Annotated in this window: 16 protein-coding genes; 10 read left to right on the top strand and 6 right to left on the bottom strand. The window is 40.1% G+C overall.

Features of this window, described 5'->3' with window-relative positions:
- Positions 1 to 8 precede the first annotated feature (8 nt).
- From JL102_RS03320 to JL102_RS03310, 3 genes are all read left to right on the top strand, one after another.
- A complete protein-coding gene (locus tag JL102_RS03320) occupies positions 9 to 3524 on the top strand; it encodes an AraC family transcriptional regulator (RefSeq protein WP_202242360.1) in 3516 nt (1171 codons plus the stop codon).
- A 182-nt stretch (positions 3525 to 3706) separates the two neighbouring features.
- Positions 3707 to 5953, top strand: coding sequence for a cellulase family glycosylhydrolase (locus JL102_RS03315; RefSeq protein ID WP_202242358.1), 2247 nt, complete (start codon positions 3707 to 3709; stop codon positions 5951 to 5953).
- A 111-nt stretch (positions 5954 to 6064) separates the two neighbouring features.
- Positions 6065 to 9103, top strand: coding sequence for a glycoside hydrolase family 48 protein (locus JL102_RS03310; protein ID WP_202242356.1), 3039 nt, complete (start codon positions 6065 to 6067; stop codon positions 9101 to 9103).
- 80 nt (positions 9104 to 9183) lie between these two features.
- Here JL102_RS03310 and JL102_RS03305 read toward each other — a convergent pair whose 3' ends face one another.
- Complete coding sequence (locus JL102_RS03305; protein WP_202242354.1) at positions 9184 to 12846, bottom strand: PKD domain-containing protein; 3663 nt, start codon at positions 12844 to 12846, stop codon at positions 9184 to 9186.
- A 508-nt stretch (positions 12847 to 13354) separates the two neighbouring features.
- Between JL102_RS03305 and JL102_RS03300 the strand changes: the two genes are divergently transcribed.
- From JL102_RS03300 to JL102_RS03285, 4 genes are all read left to right on the top strand, one after another.
- Complete coding sequence (locus JL102_RS03300) at positions 13355 to 13768, top strand: hypothetical protein (RefSeq protein ID WP_202242352.1); 414 nt, start codon at positions 13355 to 13357, stop codon at positions 13766 to 13768.
- A gap of 174 nt (positions 13769 to 13942) precedes the next feature.
- Positions 13943 to 15025, top strand: a complete 1083-nt coding sequence (locus tag JL102_RS03295; RefSeq protein ID WP_202242350.1) for an efflux RND transporter periplasmic adaptor subunit — start codon at positions 13943 to 13945, stop codon at positions 15023 to 15025.
- 28 nt (positions 15026 to 15053) lie between these two features.
- A complete protein-coding gene (locus JL102_RS03290) occupies positions 15054 to 18215 on the top strand; it encodes an efflux RND transporter permease subunit (RefSeq protein WP_202242348.1) in 3162 nt (1053 codons plus the stop codon).
- The gene (locus tag JL102_RS03285) at positions 18208 to 19647 is read left to right on the top strand and encodes a TolC family protein (protein ID WP_202242480.1); all 1440 of its coding nucleotides are present in this window, start codon (positions 18208 to 18210) and stop codon (positions 19645 to 19647) included. The genes JL102_RS03290 and JL102_RS03285 overlap by 8 nt, the downstream gene beginning before the upstream one ends.
- Positions 19648 to 19794: 147 nt before the next feature.
- On the opposite strand, the gene JL102_RS23745 is transcribed toward JL102_RS03285, so the two are convergent.
- Positions 19795 to 19929 carry a hypothetical protein gene (locus JL102_RS23745; protein WP_262896839.1) on the bottom strand — a complete coding sequence of 45 codons (135 nt, stop codon included), beginning with the start codon at positions 19927 to 19929 and terminating at the stop codon, positions 19795 to 19797.
- A 58-nt stretch (positions 19930 to 19987) separates the two neighbouring features.
- Positions 19988 to 20548, bottom strand: coding sequence for a toxin-antitoxin system YwqK family antitoxin (locus tag JL102_RS03280; protein ID WP_202242346.1), 561 nt, complete (start codon positions 20546 to 20548; stop codon positions 19988 to 19990).
- A 302-nt stretch (positions 20549 to 20850) separates the two neighbouring features.
- On the opposite strand from JL102_RS03280, the gene JL102_RS03275 reads away from it, so the two are divergent.
- A complete protein-coding gene (locus JL102_RS03275) occupies positions 20851 to 21483 on the top strand; it encodes an NAD(P)H-dependent oxidoreductase (protein WP_202242344.1) in 633 nt (210 codons plus the stop codon).
- A gap of 139 nt (positions 21484 to 21622) precedes the next feature.
- Here the strand turns inward: JL102_RS03275 and JL102_RS03270 are convergent, their stop codons facing one another.
- The 3 genes from JL102_RS03270 to JL102_RS03260 all read right to left on the bottom strand — a co-directional run bounded on the left by JL102_RS03270 (position 21623) and on the right by JL102_RS03260 (position 22995).
- Complete coding sequence (locus JL102_RS03270) at positions 21623 to 22183, bottom strand: sugar O-acetyltransferase (RefSeq protein WP_237390323.1); 561 nt, start codon at positions 22181 to 22183, stop codon at positions 21623 to 21625.
- Positions 22184 to 22413: 230 nt separating this feature from the next.
- Positions 22414 to 22608, bottom strand: a complete 195-nt coding sequence (locus JL102_RS03265) for a hypothetical protein (protein WP_202242340.1) — start codon at positions 22606 to 22608, stop codon at positions 22414 to 22416.
- Positions 22609 to 22653: 45 nt separating this feature from the next.
- On the bottom strand, positions 22654 to 22995 hold the full coding sequence (locus tag JL102_RS03260) for a hypothetical protein (protein ID WP_202242338.1): 342 nt from the start codon (positions 22993 to 22995) through the stop codon (positions 22654 to 22656).
- A 1088-nt stretch (positions 22996 to 24083) separates the two neighbouring features.
- Between JL102_RS03260 and nadA the strand changes: the two genes are divergently transcribed.
- Both nadA and nadB read left to right on the top strand, forming a co-directional pair.
- On the top strand, positions 24084 to 25082 hold the full coding sequence (gene nadA, locus JL102_RS03255; RefSeq protein ID WP_202242336.1) for a quinolinate synthase NadA: 999 nt from the start codon (positions 24084 to 24086) through the stop codon (positions 25080 to 25082).
- 73 nt (positions 25083 to 25155) lie between these two features.
- The gene (nadB, locus tag JL102_RS03250; protein WP_202242334.1) at positions 25156 to 26724 is read left to right on the top strand and encodes an L-aspartate oxidase; all 1569 of its coding nucleotides are present in this window, start codon (positions 25156 to 25158) and stop codon (positions 26722 to 26724) included.
- Positions 26725 to 26793: the final 69 nt, after the last annotated feature.

Genomic DNA, 26793 nt, shown 5'->3' with positions numbered 1-26793 from the left:
GGAGAGTGATGAGACTTTTACTATTCATAATCATACTGTTGGCGGCAGCTAGTACGGCTATTAGTCAGACCTCGCAAGAGGATTTTCGCATTTATTCTAAAAAAGACGGCCTTTCGAGTAATAATGTAACCTCCTTTGCTCAAACTCCTGATGGCTATCTATGGCTTGGTACTACCGATGGCCTTAATAGATTTGATGGGTATTCTTTCAAAGTCTTTAAACATAATGAACAAGACAGCACATCAATATCTGATAATCACATTACCGCTCTGTTCGTAGATCATGCAGGCGCTTTATGGGTAGGCACCAAAACTAAAGGCCTCAACAGGTATTTGTCCGAAAATCAAAATTTTGAGCATTTTCCTCATAATAATTACGACTCACATTCTATTACTAATCATTTTGTTACCTGCATCACTGAAGACGCCAATCACCAACTCTGGATAGGAACCAGCATGGGGCTTAACCTCTATAACAAGCAAAACAACCGCTTTAAGCGCTATTTTCACGAAACTCAAGTGCTTATTGATAACAGTTGCATTCTAAAATTAAAAGATGACGGCACACCCTTTAGTGTAATCGACAAGCTAAAACCTATCAAAAACATCATTTTCCCCAATATCTCTCAATTCTCCCTTGCCCTTGAAAAGCAACTGGGAACATCTCCGGCGAAACTGTATACAAAAAAGATACTCAAAAATGTAAAAACAAAAATGCATGGGGACCATATTCAAACCTTAGAGACGGATAGAGATGGTAATATATGGGTGGGATATATGAACAAAGGTCTGTATCATTTTAACCCCCACAGCAATTTTTTAGAAAAAGTAGATTCTAAAAATGGAGATAAGCTAAATAAGATTAATTCTTTATTAATAGAAGGAAATGAAATATGGATAGGTCAATCAGATGGTAGCCTAAAGATAATGGACCTTCAAACAAAAGGCCTTAAAGAAGCCACTTTTGATGAGCTTCCGGGCAGCATAGAAGCTTTATATAAAGAACCAAATGGCACTTTATGGGCCGGCACCGATATTGGAATTTTCAGCACACATAACGATGACACTTTTCTTCATAAAAAATTTAAGAATACAGCCTCTGCTTATTACACGGGTAAATGTATTTACGAAGACAATGAACAAAATATATGGATAGCACTGGCTCAAAGAGGAGTAAAAGTCATTCCGTATCAAAAAACAGCTCCAATTACTACGCACTTCAAAACACAGGATGCACTATCACTAGAGAGTATTTCTGCAGTAATGCAAGACCATGAGCAAAATCTTTGGATAGGATATTATTCAGGAGGCATTTCTCTTTGGAACAGTGAAAAGCAAGAGATCACTTACTTTGAACCCAACAAAGGTAGCGGACTAGGAAAGGGATCTGTTTACTCCATATTTGAAGATAATAAGCATAACATTTGGGTAGGAACCTATGACGGTGGCCTGCAAAAATATGAGTCCATTCAAAAAACTTTTACAAGCATACCCATTGAAGATAGCTTGGACAAAGAAGATAGGTTAGACATAAGAGATATAAAGCAAGATAAAAACGGTAATTTATGGATGGCCTCTCATGGTCATGGTCTCATTAAGTATAATCCCCTCACCCAACAAGTGAAAGTAATAAAGGCTAATTACCTCAAGTGGGAATATAGCTTGGCCAACGACTGGCTATATACACTAGCCATAGATGCTAAAAACCAGATATGGATAGGGAGTGTAGCTGGAATAACCCTATACAACTCCGAAAACCAATCTCTAAAAACCTTCAATGACAAAAACAGCAACATATCTCACAATCAGGTCCGTACTCTTTTCATTGATGAAAAGCAAAGGGTGTGGGTAGGAACTGAAGATGGCCTCAACTTAACAGATACCGCCTTTAGTGGCCATTTCAAGACCTATGCCTCCGCCTCAGGGCTCATGGAACCCAATATTACCGCTATCACAGAAGATCCGTTCGGCACCATCTGGACAGCCACTAAAAATGGGATTTACACCTATGATCCACGATCAGACAGATTCGTTTCTGTAAGAAATAATGATAATTTCGACCATAATGAACTCTTCCATGGCTCTTATACCATTGGCGGAGATGGAAAAATTCACTTCGGAGGCAACCAAGGCCTTATTACCATTAATCCTTCTCCTGAAGTAAGTGACACACCTAAAATCCCACTATTTTTCACTCAACTTATTAGTTTTAACGAGGAGGATAGCAGCAAGCTACTACTTCAGCCAAGGCATTCCAACACCATAAAACTACCTCATCATCAAAATAATTTTGTACTACACTATGTAGGCATTAACCTAAGCAACCCTGCACAGACTCAATACAGCTATAAATTAGAAGGTAAAGACCAGAAATGGCACTCTGGAAGTAAAGACTTAAAAGTGATATATCATGATTTATCTCCTGGGCAATACACCTTTCTTCTTAAAGCCACTAATAAAAACGGCCTTTGGAGGCAAAGTCCTGTATCTCTAACCATAGTAGTGGCTCGTCCGTTCTGGAGAGCATGGAGCACTTACCTGGCAACATTGATCATTATTGGAGGCATAGTATTGTACATAAAAAAGAAAAAAAGAAAGTCTTCTGTTTCTCAATATACCTTCAATCCTGATTTCAACTTTCCTTTTGTTTACACTAAAAACCTACATTTTATAGAATTCATAAATAGTGGCAAAAATTCCTTTTCTCAAGCACATTTCAGATTGCTGAATTACTCCTCTCCTTTCAACAATAATCAGAAGCCTAAAACATTGTCACAGATATTAATTCTGGATGATGAAAATTATGCTAATTACGAAAGGAAACTCGCGCCTGATTTTCATGTTGAAAAAGCCTTAAGCGATAAGGAAGCTTTTCTCATAGCAATAAAAACACAACCCGATATCATTATCTCCAAAACCAGAAACAATAAAATTGACGGAATCAGACTATGTCATAAAATCAAATCGGATCCCAGAACCTCCTTTATACCAGTCATACTTACTACCCACAAAATATCAGAAGAAGAAATGCTACAAAGCATGGCAGCCGGAGCTGAAGATTACTTGGCCTATTCTTCGAAAATGCTTTTTCTGAAAACGAAACTTATCAATCTAATCAGGCTAAAGAGAAATATTGCAGAGCACACGTTGTTCACCTATGGCTCTCAAGATACCCAAGAAGGCCTCAACAATAATTACACTACAGATTTTCTCAGCTCAGTTCAAAAAATTATACATGAACATATAAGTGATGATTCTTTTGGCCCAAGCCTCTTGGCATCACAGCTGAATATGAGCAGATCTCAGCTCTACAAAAAAGTAAAAAAAGAATTTGGTCAATCAGTGAGCATTCTCATTCGGAATATGAGACTACAAAAAGCGCTAGACCTACTTAAAAACACTCAGCTGAACATAGCGGAAATTGCCTACAAAGTAGGCTTTACAGATCCTGGTTATTTTACGAGGTGTTTTAAAAACTATTACGGAAAATCTCCTTCTGAATTTTTACAGACCGAACAGAAATGATATTCTTTATGTATCAATAATGTCCCACATGTATCACATCAGAAGCTCATTTGAGACAATAGTACAAGGCGTAGACAATAGTCCTACTATGAAACAATAGTATAATTGATTGATAAAATAGTCACTATGTTCATTTAGGAAAGGGAGTAACTTCAATACACAAACCTAAAAACCTCGTGGATATGAAAAGACTTTACTGTTTGACTAAGAACTTACTAAACCAACTCTCCCTAACCTTCATCCTACTCATACTATTTCCATCCCCAGGTCTCCCTCAAAACTTCCTCAGTACTGAGGGAGACCACCTTATAGATGCCAATGGTAATGAAGTGCGCCTGACTGGAGTTAACTGGTTTGGCTTTGAAACTAATGAGTTGGTGCCTCACGGACTGTGGGCCAGAGACCTTAAAAGCATGCTGATTCAAATTAAGGATCAGGGCTTTAACTGTATACGTATACCCTGGTGTAACGCCATGTTGGCGCCGAGCGCCAACATCTCTGTCAATACTTTTGGTACAGATCCTTATACAGGCATCAGCCCTATGAATGCTGAAGCCGCCACCAAATCCAAGCCCATTGAAATTATGGATATTATTGTGGAATGGTGTCAGGAAAATGACATGAAAATCATTTTAGACAATCACTCACGCGCCCCTGGTGCTTACCTGGAAGAAGACCTATGGTATACCGCTGCCGTACCAGAAAGCCAATGGATAGATGACTGGATATTTATGACCGATAGGTATAAAAACTATGATGCCGTTATAGCCATGGATCTGAATAACGAACCACACGATAGAGCTACCTGGGGTAACTCTAACCCTGCCACCGATTGGAACAAAGCGGCTGAAAGGTGCGGAAATGCAATTTTAGCGGTTAATCCTAATGTACTTATCTTGGTAGAAGGAATAGAAGAGCACCTTGGAGATGTGTACTGGTGGGGAGGTAATCTCATCGGAGCCGCAGAATATCCCGTACAATTAGATGTACCTAATAAGTTGATGTATTCTCCTCATGAGTATGGTCCTACCGTATATCCTCAGGATTGGTTCACAGACCCTGCCTTCCCCAGCAATATGGCTGGCATATGGGATGAGCATTTCGGATATCTGTACAATCAGGACATTTCTCCTTTACTGGTGGGAGAATTTGGAATAAGAGACTCAGAAGGATTGGATGAACAATGGTTTGACACCTTTTTAGAGTACATGGGCAACGACTACTCATGGACCTTCTGGTGCTGGAATCCTAACTCTGGCGATACAGGAGGACTTTTAGACTACTCGTGGGGAAATATAGTAGAATGGAAAATGGAAAAACTAGCTCCTTACCTGGCCCCTATGATTCCTAACGGCAATGTATTACCACCTACCGATGAGCTTATCGTTTCAACCAATTCAATGACTTTTGGTGCAGCAGAGTCTAGTTTAGAAATTTCCATTACATCAAATATCTCCTGGACAGCCAGCAGCACCTCCTCATGGATATCTTTATCACCTACGAGTGGCTCTGGAAACGGCACATTAACTGTATCTGTTTCTGAAAATAGCGAGTCTACAGCCCGAAGCGGCAGCATCACTCTTTCAGGAAATAGTATTACTCGAACCATTGAAGTATCTCAAACCTCTACCACAGACAGCTTATTTCTAACACTATCAACAGCTTCAGTAGAGTTTGATGCCAGCGCTACATCAGCCACAGTAAATATTTCATCAAACATCAGCTGGACAGCTACCAGCACTGCTAGCTGGGCTACCATTACACCTACTTCAGGCAGTGGCTCCGGTAGCATAGAGGTATCAGTCAATGCAAATAACTCGGAAGAAAGAAGCTCTGAAATCACCATAAGTGGAGAAGGACTTTCTGCCTTACTTACTATTACTCAGTCTGCATCAGACAGTGAAGATCCCTGTTCAAATGCCACAGAAATTTCCCTTCCTTTTACTTATGAAGGATCGGGCAATTTCTGCTGGATAACTTCAGAAAACATCAATTATGTTAATTCCTGGAATACGGGTTTGGTAGAAATCAATGGAACAGACTATACTAATACATGGTCTAGCAACGTGCCTTCAAAAATAAATGGCAATTATTATATCCAGTATGTGGGTGATTTTGCCTATTCTCATTTGGAGATCAATGGTAACACCAGTAGCTCCCGATTGGCATCTGGCAAAATAACTGATAATTCCATAAAGATTTATCCTAACCCTACTGCCAGCGCTATCACTATACAAACTTCGCAGTATGAAAACATACAGATAATTATTTATGATAATCAAGGCCGTTTAATCTATAAAGAAACCCTTAACAATATCGGAAATACAGAAACAACGGTAGAACCAAAAATTGCACCTGGACTATATACACTTCAGGTACTCCATAAGAGTGAAGTTATTCACTCCGAACAAGTAATCTTCAAAGACTAAAACCAAATATGGCAAGTGCAGGGTAGCAGCTTTTCAAAAGCAGCCTGCACTTGTATTGCCTAATCTTTTTAACTCAAAACAAACCTTTAATCATAATAAACGATAACACTTATGAAAAAACCATTAATCATCTATTCATTATGCATGGTGTGCTTTATCATGAGCATACACTCGGCCGTGGGCCAAACCAACGAATATTTAGAGCGGTTTTTACAGCTAAGAGAAAAGGTAAACAACCCCGCCAATGGCTATTTTAGCCCTGACGGTGTTCCTTACCACTCTGTAGAGACGCTCATTGTAGAAGCACCAGACTATGGACATGAGACTGTAAGTGAAACCTACTCTTACTGGCTATGGATGGAAGCCCTTTATGGCAGAATAGAAGGCGACTGGCAACCTCTGAATGCTGCATGGCAAAATATGGATGACAACATCATCCCTACTACTGACCTGCAGCCTACAGCCGGAAACTATAACCCGAACTCTCCTGCCACTTATGCAGCAGAATTTCCTTTACCATCATACTATCCTGCCCCGTTACAATCGGGCATTCCTGTAGGTCAGGATCCTGTTTCTTCTGAGCTTACCTCAGCCTACGGAAATAGAGTATACGGCATGCACTGGATACTGGATAGCGATAACTTCTATGGTTATGGTAATAAAGGCGACGGTGTAAGCACCCCTTCATATATCAACACCTTCCAAAGAGGAGAAGAAGAATCAGTATGGGAAACTATACCGCATCCTTCTTGGGAAGAATTCGACTTTGGAGGTCAATACGGGTACCTGGACTTATTTACTGAAGAATCTCAGGCACCTGCTAAACAATGGAAATACACTAACGCTCCTGATGCTGATGCCAGAGCAGTACAAGTAATGTATTGGGCTTACCTATGGGCAGAAGAACAAGGGTTGAACCCAGAAACCACTCTACCTTTAGCGGATGCAAGTAAAATGGGGGACTTCTTAAGGTTGGCTATGTTTGACAAATATTTCAAACCTCTTGGTGTAGAAAGTGCTTCTGCTCCTGGGGCCACAGGCTATGAAAGTGCTCATTATCTTATGTCTTGGTACTACTCTTGGGGTGGACCTGTTTCTACCTCGCAAAACTGGGCCTGGAGAATAGGCTGTAGCCATAGTCACTTTGGGTATCAAAACCCAGTAGCTGCTTATGCTCTAAGCGAATTTGATCCTTTGAAGCCCATTACTCCCAATGGTGCCAGAGACTGGAGCACCAGTCTAGATCGTCAGTTAGAATTTTACCAGTGGTTGCAATCAGATGAAGGTGGTATAGCAGGTGGAGCTACTAATAGCTGGAATGGAGATTATAGCCCATACCCTGCAGGAGCAACTACTTTCTATGATATGGCCTATACAGAAAGTCCCGTTTACAATGATCCCGGAAGTAACACCTGGTTTGGATGGCAAGCATGGTCTATGGAACGCTTAGCAGAGTACTACTACATAGTAGATGATCCTCGTGCTGCAACGGTAATGGAAAAATGGGTAGACTGGGTGCTTTCTGTAGTAGAGCTTTCAGGCGGATCATACCAACTGCCTGCTACGCTAGAGTGGTCTGGAGCTCCTAATACATGGAACCCCGCTAACCCAATGCCTAATACAGGCCTACATGTTTCTGTGGTAGATTACACTCAGGATGTAGGTGTGGCCGGCTGCTTAGCTAAAACGCTTACTTACTATGCAGCTGCCACTGAAAAATGGGGCACTTTAGATACCGACGCTCAAAATTTGGCTAAAGAACTGCTAGACAGAGTATGGGATAATTATTGGGAAGAAGATGGCATAGGTGTTTCTAACTTAGAGAGCCGTGGTGATTATGACCGTTTCTTTGAGCAAGAGGTATATGTGCCTGCTGGCTGGAGTGGAGAAATGCCTAATGGTGATGATATAGAACCAGGCATCGAATTCTTAGATATCCGTTCTGACTACAGAAATGATCCTGATTTCCCTGCTTTGGAAGCAGCTTATAACTCAGGCACAGACTACACTACTAAATACCATAGATTTTGGGCTCAAGTGGATGTAGCTACTGCTAATGCTATTTATGGCCTGTTCTTCGGAGAGGGCACAGATGTCAATCATGCTCCTGATGCCGTGGCCACTGCAGATGTACTTTCTGGAGACGCACCACTACTGGTAAGTTTTGATGGTTCTGAGTCAAGCGATCCTGACGGAGATCCTATTACTTTCGCTTGGGATTTTGCAGATGGAAGTGTAGCCACAGGCGCTACTGCCACTCATGAATTCACAACACCAGGATCATATGATGTAACGCTTACTGTAACTGACAGCGCAGGACTTTCTGATGAGGCTACACTAACCATAGAAGTGGGTTCTCCTGGCAATGACGCTCCTACTGCTGCCTTTACTGCTAGCCCTACCTCAGGAGAGGCTCCTCTAACAGTAGCTGTAGATGCCAGTGCATCATCAGATCCTGACTCTGATCCTTTAACTTATAGCTGGGACTTTGGAGATGGTACCTCTGGTAGTGGAGTAACTGCTACTAAAACGTACTCAACCCCGGGAACATATACCATAACCCTCACCGTATCAGATGGAGAATTTTCTGACACTGCCACAGAGGACATAGTAGTAGAAGATGCCCCTGATCTAGCCTGTGACTCGCCTACTGCTATAACTATGCCTTTCAGCCAGGATGGCTCCGGTGAGTATTGCTGGGTAGTAAGCGGCAACATTAACTATATCAACTCTTGGAATACTACTTTAGTAGAAATTAATGGTGTAGATTATACTAATACCTGGTCTAACAGTTTCCCTGCGGCCATTGATGGTAAATACTACATTCATTATGAATCTTCAGTAGCATGGTCTCACTTTGAAATAAACGGCACTAGTGCCGCCGCCAGAATGGCCAGTCCTGACGAGAATAGCTCTATGGATAAAATTTCAATATTCCCTAATCCGGCCAAAGATAGATTTTATTTGAAAGGCACTAATCCTGATGCCGAAATCATGGTAATGGATCTTTCTGGTAAAATAACAGCCCAGTTTATCAGCAAAGGAGAGAACAGATTGGAAATAGGCACCAGCGGATTCCATAAAGGAATGTATCTGGTAAGGGTGATAGATGGTGGTAAAGTAACTACCCTACCCATTGTTATAGAATAATTCTCATACTGTAGAATAACTCATATTAAGAAAGGCTGCTTCAAATGAAGCAGCCTTTCTTTTACATGTCACTTACTACATTAAGGCTTTACAAAACTCTTTGTTTCTATTCGGTTGCCTTCCCTCACCTGCAACAGGTAAAAGCCTTTATTTAACCCACTCAACTCTAGCTCAGCATGAATAATCTCCTCATTTCCTGCTTCATAAACCTTACTAAAGACTACCTGCCCAGAAGAATTCATCACTGATAATGTAACCTCCTCAGAGTCATCTTGAAGGGGATAATTCACTTGTAATCGCTCTCCTTTTAAAGGATTAGGATACACTACCCAGCTAGTAGCTTCTACTGATCGCGCAACATTAGCCATACGGGCAGAGGCAGAGCATGAAGGTGGAGTAGCACTATTACTGAAGTAAATAGCAAACTCCCCACCTTGAGATACCATCACAAAATTATCTCCATCAATAGCCACATAATAAGACCCATCGAGGCCTGAGAATCCTGAGTCTTCAAAAGTAATTGCCGGAGAAGCGGTACCAAAAGAAATGGAGGATACGGTTCTTAAATCATTCCACCAGCCTGGAGAACCATTATTGGTAGATATAGAAAATTGCCAAACAGCATTACTTGGCAAGCTCCAATTAATTCCCATACTAGCAAAATTACTCAACGAGGGGCCTCCCGCACCAATAACATGAACATGATCATAAGTAACATTCAGTGAAGGTAAAGCTGCTGACAATGGTGTGCCAAACTCACAATCTCCTCCTCCTGCATCGGGAGCTGTAACGGTAATTTCTAGAGTATCGCTATCAGATCCTCCATTTCCATCATCTACAGTAAGCAGCACTTCATACACTCCTTCCTCTGAAAAAGTGTGTAGCACTTCTACTCCTGTTCCCTGGCTACCATCTGCAAAATCCCAGCTATAAGATAGCAAATCGCCATCAGCATCAGTAGATGAGGAAGCATCAAAGGTTACGGCCAGCGGCAGCTCTCCTGAGGTAGTTGAAGCTGATATAGCTGCCACAGGAATGGAATTAGACACAGTATCCGATGAGTTTACTTTGATATCCAGACTATAATCATCACTAGCCTGGCCATCAAACACGGTAAGGGTAGCTGTATAAGTGCCTGAAGCCATATAAGTATGAGTTACTTCCGCTCCCGAGCCTTTTTTACTATCCCCAAAATCCCATGCGTAGGTTAGAGAATCTCCATCTGCATCAAAAGAAACACTACCATCAAAATTAACTACCAAGGGAGCCATACCTAAAACCGGATCGGCATTAAACAAAGCTGTAGGTGCCGTATTTACAGGCTGCCCATCAGAAGGTTCTCCGTACACGATCCCTCTACCCGCCGTACTCATATACACTCTTCCAAAAACATTCCAATCTCCCTGAACAAACTCACCATTGGCCAAGCCTCCATATTCATGCTCATCATCATTTATTCTCACCCATGAGGCACCCTGATTGGTAGACATAAACACTCCTGTAACATCGCCTACTGTTCCAAATATAAAAACCGTAGGGTAGCTTGCTCCTGGAGCCGCCTTTCCTAACCCCACAGCCTCACAGTATGATACGGAAGAAATAGGAGTGAAAGACGCTCCGCTATTGGTAGTTCTGGTAAGGCCATTTTCAGTTAAAGGCACCCAAACATCTCCCTCGTAACCTGGCACCGCCCTTACCGTTTCAAAATAACCGGCAGATAGCGTTGCCGTCTTAGTAAATGAAACTCCCTTATCTGTACTGACATAAAAACCACCATCAGCAGGGTCGAATGTATAAAACTTATTGACATTTACCTTATCCGCTTCCGGTCTAATTCCCTCAAAAGACACTCCGTCTACCACAGTCCAGGCAGCATTCTCGTACCTGTACATAGTATCTCCTTGCTCTGGCATCCATAAAGTAACCTCGCCATCGGTAGAGATCGCCACCTTACCTCCACCTAGTGAGTCTGGCGGACTAGTGATATACGTCTGGGTGGTCCAGGTAAGACCTCCATCTTCTGACCACTGCACAGGACCGATAGGAATTGTATTATACCTTGTACTTACCTCCCTGGCACGGGCGGTTTTCACCAGTACCTCTCCTTCCACGGCGTAATCAATCCCTGTAGTAGATCCTAGCGGATATAATGAACCCGAAACATTGGTTTTATGGCGACCATAAGGAGAATATTCATCTAAATCTTCATGAACAAAACCATCGTAGTCAAGAATTACTGAAACTGTAGGGCCTCCAGGGATAGTTACAACATCCGAAGGCACTGTTTCTTCAATACCTTTAGACATAAACTGCCAAATGGCCTTGCCATGCACCAGAGTGTCTTGAGAACTACCCCTCCACTCTAGCGTAACGTAAGAATCACTTAAATTTTCTGTAGCCCAAACTCCGTTACCTGCAGTTACAAATGCCCTTTCTGAATTAAAAGGATCTATCACTATAGCACCACTCCAATGGATATTATTTCCTCTTATCCAAGGTATGCCACCATCATCCATCATATCATAATCAGGAAAAATGCCCCCCTCTTGCCAGTAGTACCTAAACATTTCCCTCCACGTCTCACCGCCATCTTCACTAAGAAAAATATTATCGCCCCAAGAATCCTCATAGGTGCCGTCAACCTCCCAATACTGAGGGCCGCGATAACTATTGATGGATGTAGCCAAAATTCTGTCCTCATCATTAGGATCAATAGAAATACCGCTATAGGCACCATAATGTACCTGATCCTCTCCTTCAGCTATCTTATCCAGATCTTGCATAAAATCCTGAGGAGAAACATCTGTCCAAACACCAGTAGCAACATTAAACTTATAAACGGCTCCTCTATTATAATAATCAGTAACACCATCCCAAAGCATCGGGTGCGGGCCTCCACCGTTACCATAGGTAACGTAAAGCGTTTCTCCATTGCTTGAAATAGCCATTCTCTGAGGCATAATATCTACCTGAACGGGCCTCCCTTCTACCAGCTCCCATGTGCTACCTGCATCATGGCTCACATATAAATTATCATCTGGCCTAGATACCCCCGCATAAATAGTTTGACTTACCCCTTCTGCTTCACTGGTAGCATCGAATGTAATTATAGATACTCCACTGCCATTAGGAGTAGTGGTTACTGGCAAAGAAGAAACACGAGACCAAGAACTACCACGGTTAGTGCTTTTCCAAAGGCCATTGTATCGGGTACCGCAAAAAATAATATTGCTGTTATTTGGATCTACCATCACCCGCTCTCCATTGGCTCTTCCCATGCCATTACCATGTGCTTTAAATTGATCGGTCACATCAATTTTATCCCAGGTATTGCCATAATCATCAGACCTTAGAAACATGCTTTTTCCATTATTCCAATAGGAAGTACCGGCCAGCATATATACCCTTCCTGGCTCATTAGGGTCAATAGCTATTCCATCCACCCCCAAAAGACCTCTTTCATCACTAGAAACCCAATCTAGCAAAGATACCCAGCTGGCAGAGGCTTCATCCCAACGGTAGGCCCCTCCCACATCTGTGCGTGCATAAAAAACATTAGGATCATTAGGGGCCGCTATAATACCAGACACAAAACCACCACCTCCAATAGCCACGGTATTCCAGGTATGTTGACCATACGTGGTGAAAGTGCTGATAAAGAAAAGGATAATAAAAACATAGACGCATCTTAAATAAGTGAATGGTACCGATCGGGTTCCTTCACCATAATAGTCGTTTTCCATAACTGTAATAGGTTTAGTTTATAATTTGAATTCATTGAACTGAGGAAATGCAAGAGAGCATTGATTTTTGCGTATGGCTACTCAGCACATTAATTATAATTTACCCATTTAATCCCGTCGTAATCACTCAATTCCCAAGTAATTATTTTACATGTAGGGTTCTGATTAAAAGCGTAATTTTTACTGATATTTCAGATTGAAAATGATCTTTAAAACCTAGTGATTCATCCTTATTTCTTTGAGTGAAAAAAGCAAAATATCAACAGTCATATAAAAGCATTTTTTTGGCAAATCAAGGTGGAGAAACGGCCTTAACAGAAGTTTAACTTTTATTAACAATTGGCATAAATCCCACATTTCCCCGTCGAAAAACCGTCTAAAATCAATAAAAAAAGGCTTTTCAACCGTTCTGACTTTAGTAAACAGGCATCTTCTAAAATTGCCATACCCTCTTAGGCGAGTGTACTCTCTTGACTGGCATATTGCTTTTCTGTACGTTTGAAGTCCGATGAAAAAGTGGATAGTTAGATTTTTCCTTTTCTTAAGCTTTTCTCTTATAAGCGAAAACACCCTGATGAGCCTGTCTCAGGAGCAGGATCAGTCTAACTATGTCTGCACTCGCAAGCAGCTTCAGCAGCCCTCCCCGAATAATCTTATTGGTAAAACCAATACCCTTAAAAAAAATAAAAAAGGTCAGCACCCTGGGGAGCATATCATAGAAATTACCGAAAACGAAGTAGAAGAAAATGAGTTACTTTTCGGGAAAAAGCACCTCGAAATAACGCACTACTTTAGCGATATTTTTCATGAGCTACTAGCTGATTTTTTTGAGTCTTGTGAAATTGGAGAGCCCTTTTGGAAGCATTTTTCTCATGACTCTTCATACAAATGGTTTCTCTTACTGAGAGTTATCAGACTGTGATATAAATTACCTAATGAGGCGACACCCCGTTGCCTCTACCCCTATACAATACATTTTTAAAAAATGGCTTTATGCTAAGCATAAACGCCACAAGGTATGGTAAATAATCATACCAAAATCAATTTACAATACAACCTTATCATTTAAACAGCAATTTTTAAAAGCAGAATTATTATGAACAAAATTCTTATGCTTATGGGCTTGTGTGCCATATTGTGTTTCACAAGTTGCCACTCAGAGAAAGAAAAAACGGAGGAAGAAGTAAAGTTTTCTGTTACCAGCCCTATTAAGATGGATACCTCTTTGACCAAGGAATATGTTTGTCAAATAAAATCTATCCGTCATATAGAGCTTAGAGCACAGGAAAAGGGTTATCTGGATGACATTTATGTAGATGAAGGTCAAAATGTAAAAAAAGGGCAGTTGTTATTTCAGATTATGCCCAAACTATATGAAGCAGAAAAGCTAAAAGCTAAGGCTGAAGCCAAGGCTGCAGAAATAGAGTTAAGAAACACACAATCATTAGCAGACAGCAATATTGTATCTCCTAATGAACTAGCGCTAGCTCAGGCCAAATATGATCAGGCCAATGCAGAACTACAATTGGCTGACGTACACTTAGGGTTCACTCAAATAAGAGCTCCTTTTGATGGAATTATAGACCGTTTTCATGTAAGGCCAGGGAGCTTGATCAACGAGGAAGACCTGCTTACCAACCTTTCTGACAACAGCGAGATGTGGGTATACTTTAACGTACCAGAGGCTGAATACCTTGATTATAAAACGAAAGTAAAAGGAGACAGCACCATGAATGTGAAACTTCTTATGGCTAACAATAAGATTTTCAGTTATCCTGGAGAAGTGAAAACCATTGAAGCTGACTTTAACAATGAAACAGGTAACATCCCCTTCAGAGCTACATTTCCTAACCCTGACAGGCTTTTGAGACATGGAGAAACCGGCAGCATTTTAATGACTACCGAGTTGAAAAACGCCTTATTAATACCACAGAAAGCCACTTTCGAAGTATTAGAGAAAAAATATGTTTTTGTGATTACTGATGAGAACATCGTAAAAGCCAGACCTATCACTATAAAGGCAGAAATGCCGCATTTATATGCAGTGCAAGACGGGCTTAAAGAAGGAGACAAAATTCTCTTAGAAGGTCTGCGCCTGGTAGAAGATGGAGACAAAATAGAATATGATTTTGTGAAGCCACAAACGGCCATCAATAGCCTGGACCTGTACGCAGAGTAATCAAGTATTACAGTAAAAACAAGATTTTATGTTTAAAAAGATAATACACCGGCCGGTTTTTGCCATTGTCATATCGGTCATAATAGTTTTTGTAGGTACGCTGGCTATCAAGCAGCTGCCTATTTCGCAGTACCCACAGATAGCACCTACCACCGTAAACGTAGCCATAGCCTACCCTGGTGCCAGTGCTGATGTACTAGTAAAATCTACCCTTATCACTCTTGAAAACTCAATCAATGGTGTGCAGGGTATGAGATATATGGCCACCGATGCTACAAGTGCTGGTGAGGCCACGTTAAGATTAATTTTTGAGCCTGGCACAGATCCTAACCAGGCGGTAATACGGGTTAAAACCCGGGTAGACCAGGTAATGCCACTGCTGCCAGAGCTAGTACAGCGAGAAGGTGTGGTGATTACCCCTATACAGCCCAGTATGTTGATGTATGTTAACATCTATGGGAAAGACAAAAGCATGGATGAAAAATTTCTCTACAACTATGCTAACGTGCAAATGGTGCCTGAGCTTAACCGTACAGAAGGTGTGGCCAACTCCCAAATACTCGGTAGCCGTAGGTATGCTATGAGGGTATGGCTAAACCCGGATAGAATGAGGGCTTACAACATTTCTGTAGATGAGGTGATGGAAGCCATGGCAGAACAAAGTATAGTGGGTCGCCCTGGTAGGTTAGGGCGTAGTTCAGGTATTGAGTCTCAATCATTAGAATATGTGCTAACCTATAAAGGTCGATTGAGCGACCCTAAAGAATATGAAGACATTATAATAAGGGCCAATGCCGACGGTGAAAGTATACACCTGAGAGATGTTGCCAAAGTAGAATTAGGTAGTGAATTCTTTGATATTTACTCTAACCTTGATGGACACCCATCTGCCTCTATAGTACTGAAACAAAACTATGGTAGTAATGCCAGTGACGTAATCGCATCTGTAAAAGAAAAGCTGAAAGAAATGGAGAAGACTTTCCCTCCAGGACTTGAATATAAAATCACTTATGATGTATCTAAATTTCTGGATGCCTCTATAGAGCAGGTTATTCATACGTTAAGAGATGCTTTCATTCTTGTGGCTATAGTAGTATTTATCTTCCTGGGAGACTGGAGATCTACACTAATCCCCATCCTGGCGGTACCTGTATCGTTAGTAGGAGCCTTTTTCGTAATACAGTTTTTTGGCCTTTCCATTAACCTGGTAACACTCTTTGCTTTGGTACTGGCTATTGGTATTGTGGTGGATGATGCCATTGTGGTAGTAGAAGCGGTACACGCTAAAATGGAAGAGAAACACCTCAACCCTTACAAGGCGGTAAAAGAGGTAATGGGAGAAATAAGCGGTGCTATCATAGCTATTACCGCTGTAATGGTATCTGTATTCTTACCAATATCATTTATGTCTGGCCCAGTGGGTACTTTCTACCGTCAGTTCTCTATCACTATGGCCAGCTCTATAGTTATTTCCGCTATCATCGCTTTAACGCTTACCCCGGTACTTTGTGCCATGTTATTGAAAAACAATCATGGTAAAGAAAGGAAAAGAAATATACTTAATCGCGGGCTAGATAGCTTTAACAGGGGTTTTGAGAAGCTTACTGGCAGGTACGCCAACCTCCTGAAAAAGATCGTTAATAGAAAATCTGTAACATGGGGAGTATTATTGATATTCTGCGTGGGCATATTCCTGGTAAATAAAATATTACCTGGCGGATTCATTCCAAGTGAAGATCAAGGTACTATTTATGCTATCATACAAACCCCTCCGGGAGCTACCTTAGAAAGAACTAATGAGGTTTCTCGTAACCTACAGAAAATATGTGAAGAAATTGATGGAGTAGAATCTGTGACTTCACTCGCTGGTTATGAGATCATGACTGAAGGCCGTGGCTCTAACGCAGGTACCTGTCTTATCAACTTAAAAGGTTGGTCAGAAAGAGAGCATTCTGTTACTGAAATTATGGAAGAGCTTGAAGAAAAATCAAAAGGACTCGGTGCCATCATAGAATTTTTCGAGCCTCCTGCCATTCCTGGTTTCGGTTCTTCAGGTGGTTTTTCTATGCGTTTGTTAGATAAAACAACCAATACTGACTATCAGGATTTTGATGAAATCAATAAAGATTTCATTGCTCATCTTAAAGAGCGAAAAGAGCTTACTGGTGTATTCACATTCTTTGCGGCTAACTACCCTCAATACGAACTAGAGATAGATAACAAAGCTGCAATGCAAAAAGGAGTATCAATAGGCGACGCCATGGAAAACCTTGACATTCTTATAGGTAGTACATATGAACAAGGCTTCATTAAATTTGGTAGGTTCTTCAAGGTTTACGTACAATCAGACCCTAAATTCAGAAGACTGCCTTCAGATGTATTGAACCTGTTTATTAAAAATGACCATGGTGAAATGGTTCCTTACTCTGCCTTTATGAAGTTAAAGAAAAGCCAGGGGCCTAATGAAATCACTCGTTATAACATGTACAATTCGGCCTCCATCAGAGGGCTTCCGGCCCCAGGCTATACTACTGCAGATGCTATTGAAGCCATTAAAGAAGTAGCTGCCACCAGCCTGCCAAGAGGGTATGATATTGCTTGGGAAGGATTATCTTATGATGAGGCTCAGAGAGGAAATGAATCATTATACATTTTCATAATAGTATCAGTATTTGTGTACTTAGTGCTGGCTGCTCAGTATGAAAGCTTCATATTACCGCTGGCAGTATTACTATCTCTACCTATGGGTATCTTCGGTTCATTCCTGCTGCTCAAAGTTATGGGGCTGGCTAATGACATTTATGCTCAGGTAGGTCTGATCATGCTGGTAGGCTTATTAGGTAAAAACGCCGTACTTATTGTTGAGTTTGCTGTGCAAAAATACCGAGAGGGTTACTCCATTCCAGAGGCAGCCATAGAAGGTGCCAGGGTACGTTTCAGACCTATCCTCATGACATCATTTGCCTTTATAGCAGGACTTATTCCTTTGATATTAGCTCACGGAGCCGGAGCCATTGGTAACCACACGATCGGTTCATCAGCTCTGGGAGGTATGCTTTTCGGAACCATATTCGGGGTAATAATTATACCCGGTCTATATGTAATATTCGGAAAAATAGCCTCTGGACGTAAGCTAATCAAAGATGAAGATGATAATCCATTAACAGAAGACTATGTACACCATAAATAAGAAAAGAATATATCAATACATAGGAGTTACGTGCATAGCACTTTCTTTTGCGGCATGCAAAACTCCTACGGCAATAGAAAAAACAGCCAACATGGAAGCCCCTGCGAGTTATAACGGCTCGCAGGATTCTACCAATGTGGCTTCCATAGAATGGGAAGAATACTTTTCTGATCCTTACTTAAAAGCTTTGATAGATTCTGCTTTAAGCAATAATCAGGAGCTTAATATCACTTTGCAGGAAATTAATATTGCTAAAAACGAAGTGAGAGCCAGAAAAGGTGAGTACTTACCCTTTTTAGGAGTAAGAGCAGGAGCCGATTTAGAAAAAGTAGGCCGCTACACCAGCCAAGGAGCTAACGATGCTACTACTGACATAAAGCCAGGGGTAGAAACACCAGATCCGCTTGGCAACTTAGCCATAGAAGCAGTGGCTAACTGGGAAGTGGACATTTGGAAAAAGCTTCGTAATGCCAAAAAATCTGCTCTTATGCGCTATTTATCTAGCATAGAAGGCAAAAACTTTATGGTTACTAACCTTATAGCAGAAATAGCTAACTCTTACTATGAACTACTGGCCTTAGACAACCAACTGGCCATAGTAAAGAGAAATATAGAGATCCAAAGTAACGCCTTGGGTATAGTAAAAATGCAAAAAACGGCAGGTAGAGCTACCGAGCTGGCGGTAAGAAAGTTTGAAGCGGAAGTATTCCATACCAGAAGCCTTCAGTTTGATATTCAGCAGAAAATAGTAGAAGCTGAAAATAAGATCAACTTTCTGGTAGGTCGCTACCCACAACATGTAGAGCGAGACTATGAGGTGTTTAGTAATGATGATTTCATCAGAGAGAAGATTACATCAGGGCTACCTGCTCAGCTATTGGCTAACAGACCGGATATCAGACAAGCAGAAAAAGAGCTTGCAGCTTCTAAGCTAGATGTTCAAGTAGCAAAAGCTCGCTTTTACCCTTCATTGGGCATCAGCGCTGGTGTCGGTTATAATGCTTTTAATGCTAAATACTTACTCACTACCCCTGAGTCTTTAATATACTCAGTGGCAGGTGACCTAATGGCTCCTTTGATCAACAGAAATGAGATCAAAGCCACTTACAACAGCGCTAATGCTAAGCAGGTACAGGCAGTATACAACTATGAGAAAACCATTTTAAATGCCTACATAGAAGTAGCCAATCAAATGGCGAAAATCGATAATCTGTCAAAAAGTTATGATCTAAAATCTAAGGAAGTAGATGCTCTTACCAGCTCTATCACTATCTCTAACAACCTGTTTAAATCGGCTCGTGCTGATTATATGGAAGTTTTAATGACACAAAGAGATGCATTAGAATCAAAATTTGAATTGGTAGAAACTAAAATGCAGCAAAAAAACGCTGTAGTTAACATATATCGTGCATTAGGTGGCGGGTGGAAATGATTTAGCGCCACTAAAATCTAGCTGTCCCGATTAGGTTGAAAGCCTCCAGAGCTCCAGAGTTTTGGGGGCTTTTTTATTTTGTATGGCTGAGGAAAGAGCTTTCATCCCATAAAATCAGGATTAAAGAAAGTGCTATTAAAGACTTCCTCATCCTTCAATTTGAGCACTTCCAGTAGTATAAGCATTAGCACATACAACACAAGCGCACCCTACAGCTGTTTCTCTATTCTTATAAATTACAGGGGTGATATTTACTGCCGTGCCAAAGACTATAGAGATCATTAGGGACTTGGCAGTCTAAAATTATGGCTAGTGGGATTTAAGCCATCTTTCTTAACCTTCAAAGTTTAGGCAAAGTTGAATTGACCGTTTCTTTTATGAGTTTGTCATGCTTGTAGTATTCCTTTTTTAATACTACAGATTTTTCATTAATAACTTGAATTAAGCTATAAACCCCATGCTTTTTACCCTTTTTATAAGTGGTTGTTTCAATGGTTTCTACATCCTCGTAGTTCTTTTTAATCCAAGCCCCATGTTTTTCACCCTTTTTATAATACCCCTCCTCGGAATAAACATGATTGTCCGTATTAAAAAAGTACCCATGTTTTAAACCATTTTTGTAATTGGTAACATTAACCAAATCAAATGCTCCAATAGTTCTTAAAAAGGCTAACCATTCTCCATCCTTTTGCCCATTTTTATATTTTTTGATTTCTAAACTTCTAACTTTTCCCTTGTCTTGGTGGTGTATTAAATAGGCATTCCCTGTTTTCACAGGATTTGCCAAGTATTCTTCTGATTCAAATTGTGATAGTTTAATATATCTATCCTCTTTTGTTTGAGAGTACGAAGAGGTCGTTATTAATACAAATAATATTAAAAATACTATTTTATTTTCCACTATAGTTCGGAGTAAATTGACATTTAATTTCATTCTAAAAAAGGTGATTGCTTTAAAAGGTTAACCACATTATAATTTCTTATTCTATAAGAGCTGTAGACATTCTGATTTTTAAAATGAAAAGATTCGATGCCTTATATTATCTCAAAGGTACTGGCATAAGCGCATAAAACACCTCCAGGCCAAGGACTATATCAACATAAAAGTTAATTATCTATAATTCCCTATCACCTTTTACCAGTTATACCGTATAATAAATCTTGAGTACTTGAATTTTTAGTAGAATTTAAAAATTAACAGCAATGTCATTAATTGAAGATTTACAGTGGCGATATGCAGCCAAAAAAATGAATGGTGAAGTAGTACCTGAGGAGAAAGTGGATTATATTTTGGAAGCAGCTCGTTTAGCGCCCTCTTCTTCTGGCCTACAACCTTACAGAATATTCGTTATTACTAACAAAGAGCTTTTAGAAAAAATTAAAGTTGTTGCTTTTAACCAAAGTCAAATTACTGACTGCTCTCACCTTCTTGTATTCGCCTCTTGGGATGGATACTCTCACAGCAGAATGGGTGAAGTATTTAAACAGACTGTGGCGGAAAGAGGTCTTCCTGAAAATAAAATGGATGATTATCATAACACCTTATGGAACAGATATGAACCACTAGGAAAGGAATGGCACATGAATCACGCCGCCAAACAAGCATATATTGCTTTTGGACTAGCTATTGCTGCTGCTGCCGAGCAGAAAGTAGACGCTACGCCTATGGAAGGCTTTGAAAATGAAAAGCTTGATGAATTGCTAGAACTGGATAAGCAAGGGTTAAAAAGTGCTGTGATCCTTCCTTTAGGTTATAGAGATGAGCAAGGAGATTGGCTTTTAAACTTGAAAAAAGTAAGAACTGAAAAAGATGAATTCGTTACTTATATTAAATAGATGAAATTGTAAGAGGTGGCATCAAAAGTAATTGAGTTAAAGATACTTTTAAAACCACCTCTTGCTTTTTTTCTAAGCCATTATACCCTGTAAAATAGCTCACGGCACTTACAGCTAGATTTTTTTAAAACGCCTTTTATTAATCTTTAATCTGCCTGATAACTTTACAGGGAGAACCTACCGCCACCGTATGGGCAGGAATACTTTTAGTAACCAAACTACCCGCCCCAATAGTGCAGCCGTCGCCTATAGTTACGCCTGGCATTAATATACAGTTACCGCCAATCCACACATCATTACCAATGGTAATGGGCTTAGCAAAACCAATGTGCTTTTTACGTTCCTCTGTGTCTATAGGGTGGCAGGCAGTATAAATTTGCACGTTAGGTGCTATAAAAACATTATTGCCTATGGTTACAGGACAGCAATCTAGCAAAGTGAAATTATAATTGATAAAGACATTATCTCCAATCACTGTATTTACACCATAATCTATTCTCATAGGCTTTTCTATATGCACCCCATGCCCCATAACTCCAAAAATCTTGCGCTGTATCCTTTCCTTTCCCTCTGCATCTCTGGGTGCAAGTCCATTAAATTCATCTACCAACTCTCTGGTATTATGCCTAATCTCCACCAGCTCAGGGTCATTGATAAAGTACTTTTCACCCGCCAGCATTTTCTCTCTTTGTGTCTGCATTACTGAAATATTGTAAGTGTATATATTACATTTATAAGATGCTATCAAAACTAGCCTCTTTCTTAATAAATGCCACATATAAGCATTTGAAATGTATTCTATTTGAATATAGAGAAAATTTCCGGCCTCTCAATCTGACTGACTAATTGCTTTTGATACAGCCTGTTTAATTTACACAATTCCATTTCAGGAAAATGATAGCGATGATAACGAAAATTAGATCCAGCTATTCAATTACAGTTAAGATCATAATAATAAAGAGCGTCTTCTATTTCTCGATCCTTCTTTATTCGATACTGAACCTTTACATATGAGTCAAACATTTGGCACTCCTCAGCAAGCTCCTTTAAGCCAATCTTTCTATCCAACACTTTCAGCTTGCCTTTCTCCTCTATAAAGTAAACTACTGAGGCTGTTTTATTCACAGAGCCCTGAGGTCCATATACCGTGTAAAAAGTGGACCTAGCATATTAATATGACTTAAAAAAACTCTTTTCGCCTCGAGTAAGATAAAAGCCGATATGGTGAGAATTACTATTGTGCAACACGCTATACACTGTCCCATCTCTCAAAATAATCTTCTTCATGTCTGACTTAGGCAGCTTAGTTTTCTCTCCATTCAAACGGCCTTTAATAAAAGGCTTATCATCATCTGGAAATATATTCTGCCCTCGATATAACCTGAGCGTGGTAACAAATTCTATAGTGTCATTAGAGGTTTTTACTATTTTAACAGGCTCAGTACTTTGACAAAACACCTGTAAAGAGGTAACACAAGTAAGGGCTAACAATAAGATTAATTTTTGATGCATGTTTATAATTATTAAAGGGTGAACATATAAACAGCACACTAACTACAGTCCAATTTATATTCCTATTGGCACAATCAGGAATAAATATGCGATTAAATAAATATACAAATTACATGTTTAATTTAAAATTAATAATATTACATAAAAAGAAACAAATACATAATTATTACCATCCACTTCTTTAACAAAACAAAGTTTCAGATTCAATTATCACTTTATAATGAAGAGGAGTTAAACCTTTACTCCGTAAGATGTACTGTGCTGGCGAACTCGGAAACCCATCTGATCTCATCTCTATTGCGTTACGGCCAGAAAAAAAGCCTCATCAGCCTAGGTTTTGCAAAAGCTATTACTGCATCTTCAGGCAATTGATTAAAAGAGGCATACATCTGCCTCATTTCCTAAAGTGTAGCTCTGATTTGCATCCTTAGCAATCATAAGTCTTTGTATTTTTTATGTTGATCATCAGCTGCATTAAACATAGGAATATGAGAAGAATAAGAGTTAAATAATGAAAATCGTATTCCCCCTCTAAAACCTCTAATCCTTTCAACAAGAAGAATATTCCGAAAGGTAATATTGGAAACAATACCCGCACCCCTTGATAACACGGCTGTATTAATAAAATAATCAACATAGAAACCGCAAACACCCATGCGTTCTTTTACTAATGTGAGCTACTCCTACCCCTAGTAAAATCAATAGGCGTGAGCAAAGCAGTAAAGTCATAACTCACTTTTATAGGCATTTCATCAAAATGAAATCATTCCATTACTATGAAAAAAGTGAAATTACAATTTATGCGTACAATAAGAACAAGGCCTTTCTCATACATATAGTCTCACTGGAACGCCTCTCTGGAAGGTCTCCAAATCGCAGTATTTCAATTCGACCACCAATTAAAATAACATTTCAAAGGCTATAATATACATTTCTGGCAACCCATTCATCAAAATGCCTTAAATTTACCCATTGTTAACCGCGAATGGAATGCTTAGCCTACTACTGACCAATTATTTTCAGAATAAGTAAACATATTTTTTAAGCTGGAAGTTATTTAGACTTTTGGGAAAAGAGGAAAACAGAAAATGACACCAAACATTATTGAAGCAAAGAAAAATCTTAATCAACTAGGTTATCTTAACCTCAAAGTGGATGAGAAGCTTGATTTAGTAGCAGAAATCCAAAAGCTAAAAAAAGAAAAAAATGCGGTAATTCTGGCGCATTACTATCAGGAGGCCGTAATACAAGACATCGCTGATTATTTAGGAGACAGTCTGGCCTTAGCTAAAAAAGCGGCTCAGACCGATGCTGAAACCATTGTGTTTGCAGGTGTTCACTTTATGGCAGAAACTGCTAAAATCATCAATCCTGAAAAAAAAGTGCTTTTACCAGACCTAAAAGCCGGTTGCTCTTTAGCTGACTCATGCCCTCCTGCTGAATTCAAAAAGTTTATAGACCAGCACCCTGATCATATTGTAATTACTTACATCAACTGTTCGGCGGAGATCAAAACTTTAAGTGATATTACCTGTACCTCATCTAATGCCGTACAGATCATCGAATCCATCCCTAAAGACCAGCCAATTATTTTTGCACCAGACAAAAACCTGGGAAAATACCTTATAAAAGAAACAGGAAGAGACATGCTGCTTTGGGAAGGTTCTTGCATGGTACACGAAGCCTTTTCTATAGAAAGATTACTTGATCTTCACAAGAAGCATCCTAAAGCAAAAATTATTGCACACCCAGAATCTGAAGAGCCCCTGTTGAAAACTGCACAATTTATTGGCTCTACTTCTCAATTATTAAAATTTGTAAAAGAAGATAAAGGTGAAGAATTTATAGTAGCCACAGAAGCCGGCATTCTGCATCAGATGGCCAAAGAAGTGCCTAACAAAATCCTGATACCTGCCCCGAGCAACGAAGACAACACTTGCGCTTGTAGTGAATGTGCTTATATGAAACTAAATACCCTAGAAAAACTCTATCTCTGCATGAAGTACGAGTCTCCTGAGATTATCCTATCAGAAGAAGTGATAGAAAAAGGAAGAAGGCCAATTGAAAGGATGCTGAGCATATCTTAACAAAAAATTCAATTGTTATCACTTACATTTAAGCCATGATTAAAGCTCAAGTGCTTTAGAAAGAGATGCCATTATGAAATTTAATACTGACTTTTTAGTGATAGGCTCCGGACTAGCCGGACTTGCTTATGCGCTAAAAGTGGCTAGTAAACGGCCCGATGCCAAGGTGACGATAGTAACCAAAGCAGAAGAGAGTGAATCTAACACCAGATATGCACAGGGAGGCATAGCTGTAATGCTGGATAAAGACGAAGATTCATTTAAAAACCATATCACTGACACCTTAATAGCGGGAGACGGACTGTGCGACAAGGAGGTGGTGAAAATGGTGGTCAAAAAAGGTCCAAAAAGATTTAGAGAGATTACGAATTGGGGCGCCCAGTTCGATAAGCATCCATCTGGAGATTATGATCTGGGCAGAGAAGGTGGTCATTCTGTCAACCGCATAGTTCATCATAAAGATGTTACAGGCTGGGAAATGTCTCGTGCATTGCTCGAACAGGTGCACTCTATGCCTAATATAGAAATTCTGTCGTATCATTTTGCCATAGATTTGATCACAGAGCATCATTTTAAAGAACAGCCTGAAGTAAAACCGGGTGAGGTTACATGCTACGGAGCCTATGTGCTCAATCAGAAAACCCAACAGATAGAAAGGCTTTTATCAAAAATCACTCTTTTGGCTAGCGGAGGCACAGGCCATGTTTACAAAAGCACTACTAACCCATTAGTAGCTACCGGAGACGGCATAGCCATGGCATACCGCGCCAAAGCCTTTATTCAAAACATGGAGTTTATCCAGTTTCATCCTACTTCGTTATACAACCCGGGGGCTTCACCTTCTTTTTTAATATCAGAAGCCGTAAGAGGTTTTGGAGCTAAGCTTAAAACAAAATCTGGCGAAGCATTCATGCATAAGTATGACCAAAGAGAAGAGCTTGCCTCTCGTGACATTGTAGCTCGAGCCATTGACTCTGAACTAAAAATTAGTGGCGATGACTTCGTATACCTGGATTGTCGACACTTAGACATGGAAGCCTTTAAAAAGCATTTCCCTAACATCTATGAGAAATGTGCCAGCCTGGGTATTTATGCCGAAAAAGACATGATACCCGTAGTACCGGCAGCTCATTACCTGTGTGGTGGTATTAATGTAGATATGAAAGGCCGAACCAATGTAGGTCACCTATACGCCTGCGGTGAATGCAGCAACACAGGCCTGCACGGAGCTAACAGACTAGCCTCTAACTCACTGCTGGAAGCACTAGTATATGCCCATAAGTGCTACAAGGATGGTATCAAAAAATACGAATCAATTGAAATTCCAGCAGAGATAAACGAGTGGAGCGCTGAAGGAACGGTAGAACCGAAAGAGAAAATAGTAATTACGCACATGCGTAAAGAACTGCAAACCCTTATGAGTGATTTGGTAGGCATTGTAAGATCAAACGAAAGACTTAGGCTAGCCAAAGAAAAACTGCACCTGATATACAAAGAAACCAAGAATCTGTATGATAACTCCACACTATCTCCACAGCTCTGCGAATTGAGAAACCTGGTAACTATTGCCTACCTCATCATAGAGCAGTCAATAGATAGGAAAGAAAACAGGGGTGGTTATTTTAATAAGGATTTGGTGTAGTGATTAGGAAGGTTTTCCATAATGAAAGACTTTTCATATAGGTGACCTCCCATGCTCCCAACCACCCAT

The organism is Fulvivirga sediminis, assembly GCF_016757215.1.
Lineage (GTDB): Bacteria > Bacteroidota > Bacteroidia > Cytophagales > Cyclobacteriaceae > Fulvivirga > Fulvivirga sediminis.
The sequence above is the reverse complement of the archived record's forward strand: the minus strand, read 5'-3'. Positions and strand labels throughout refer to the sequence as shown.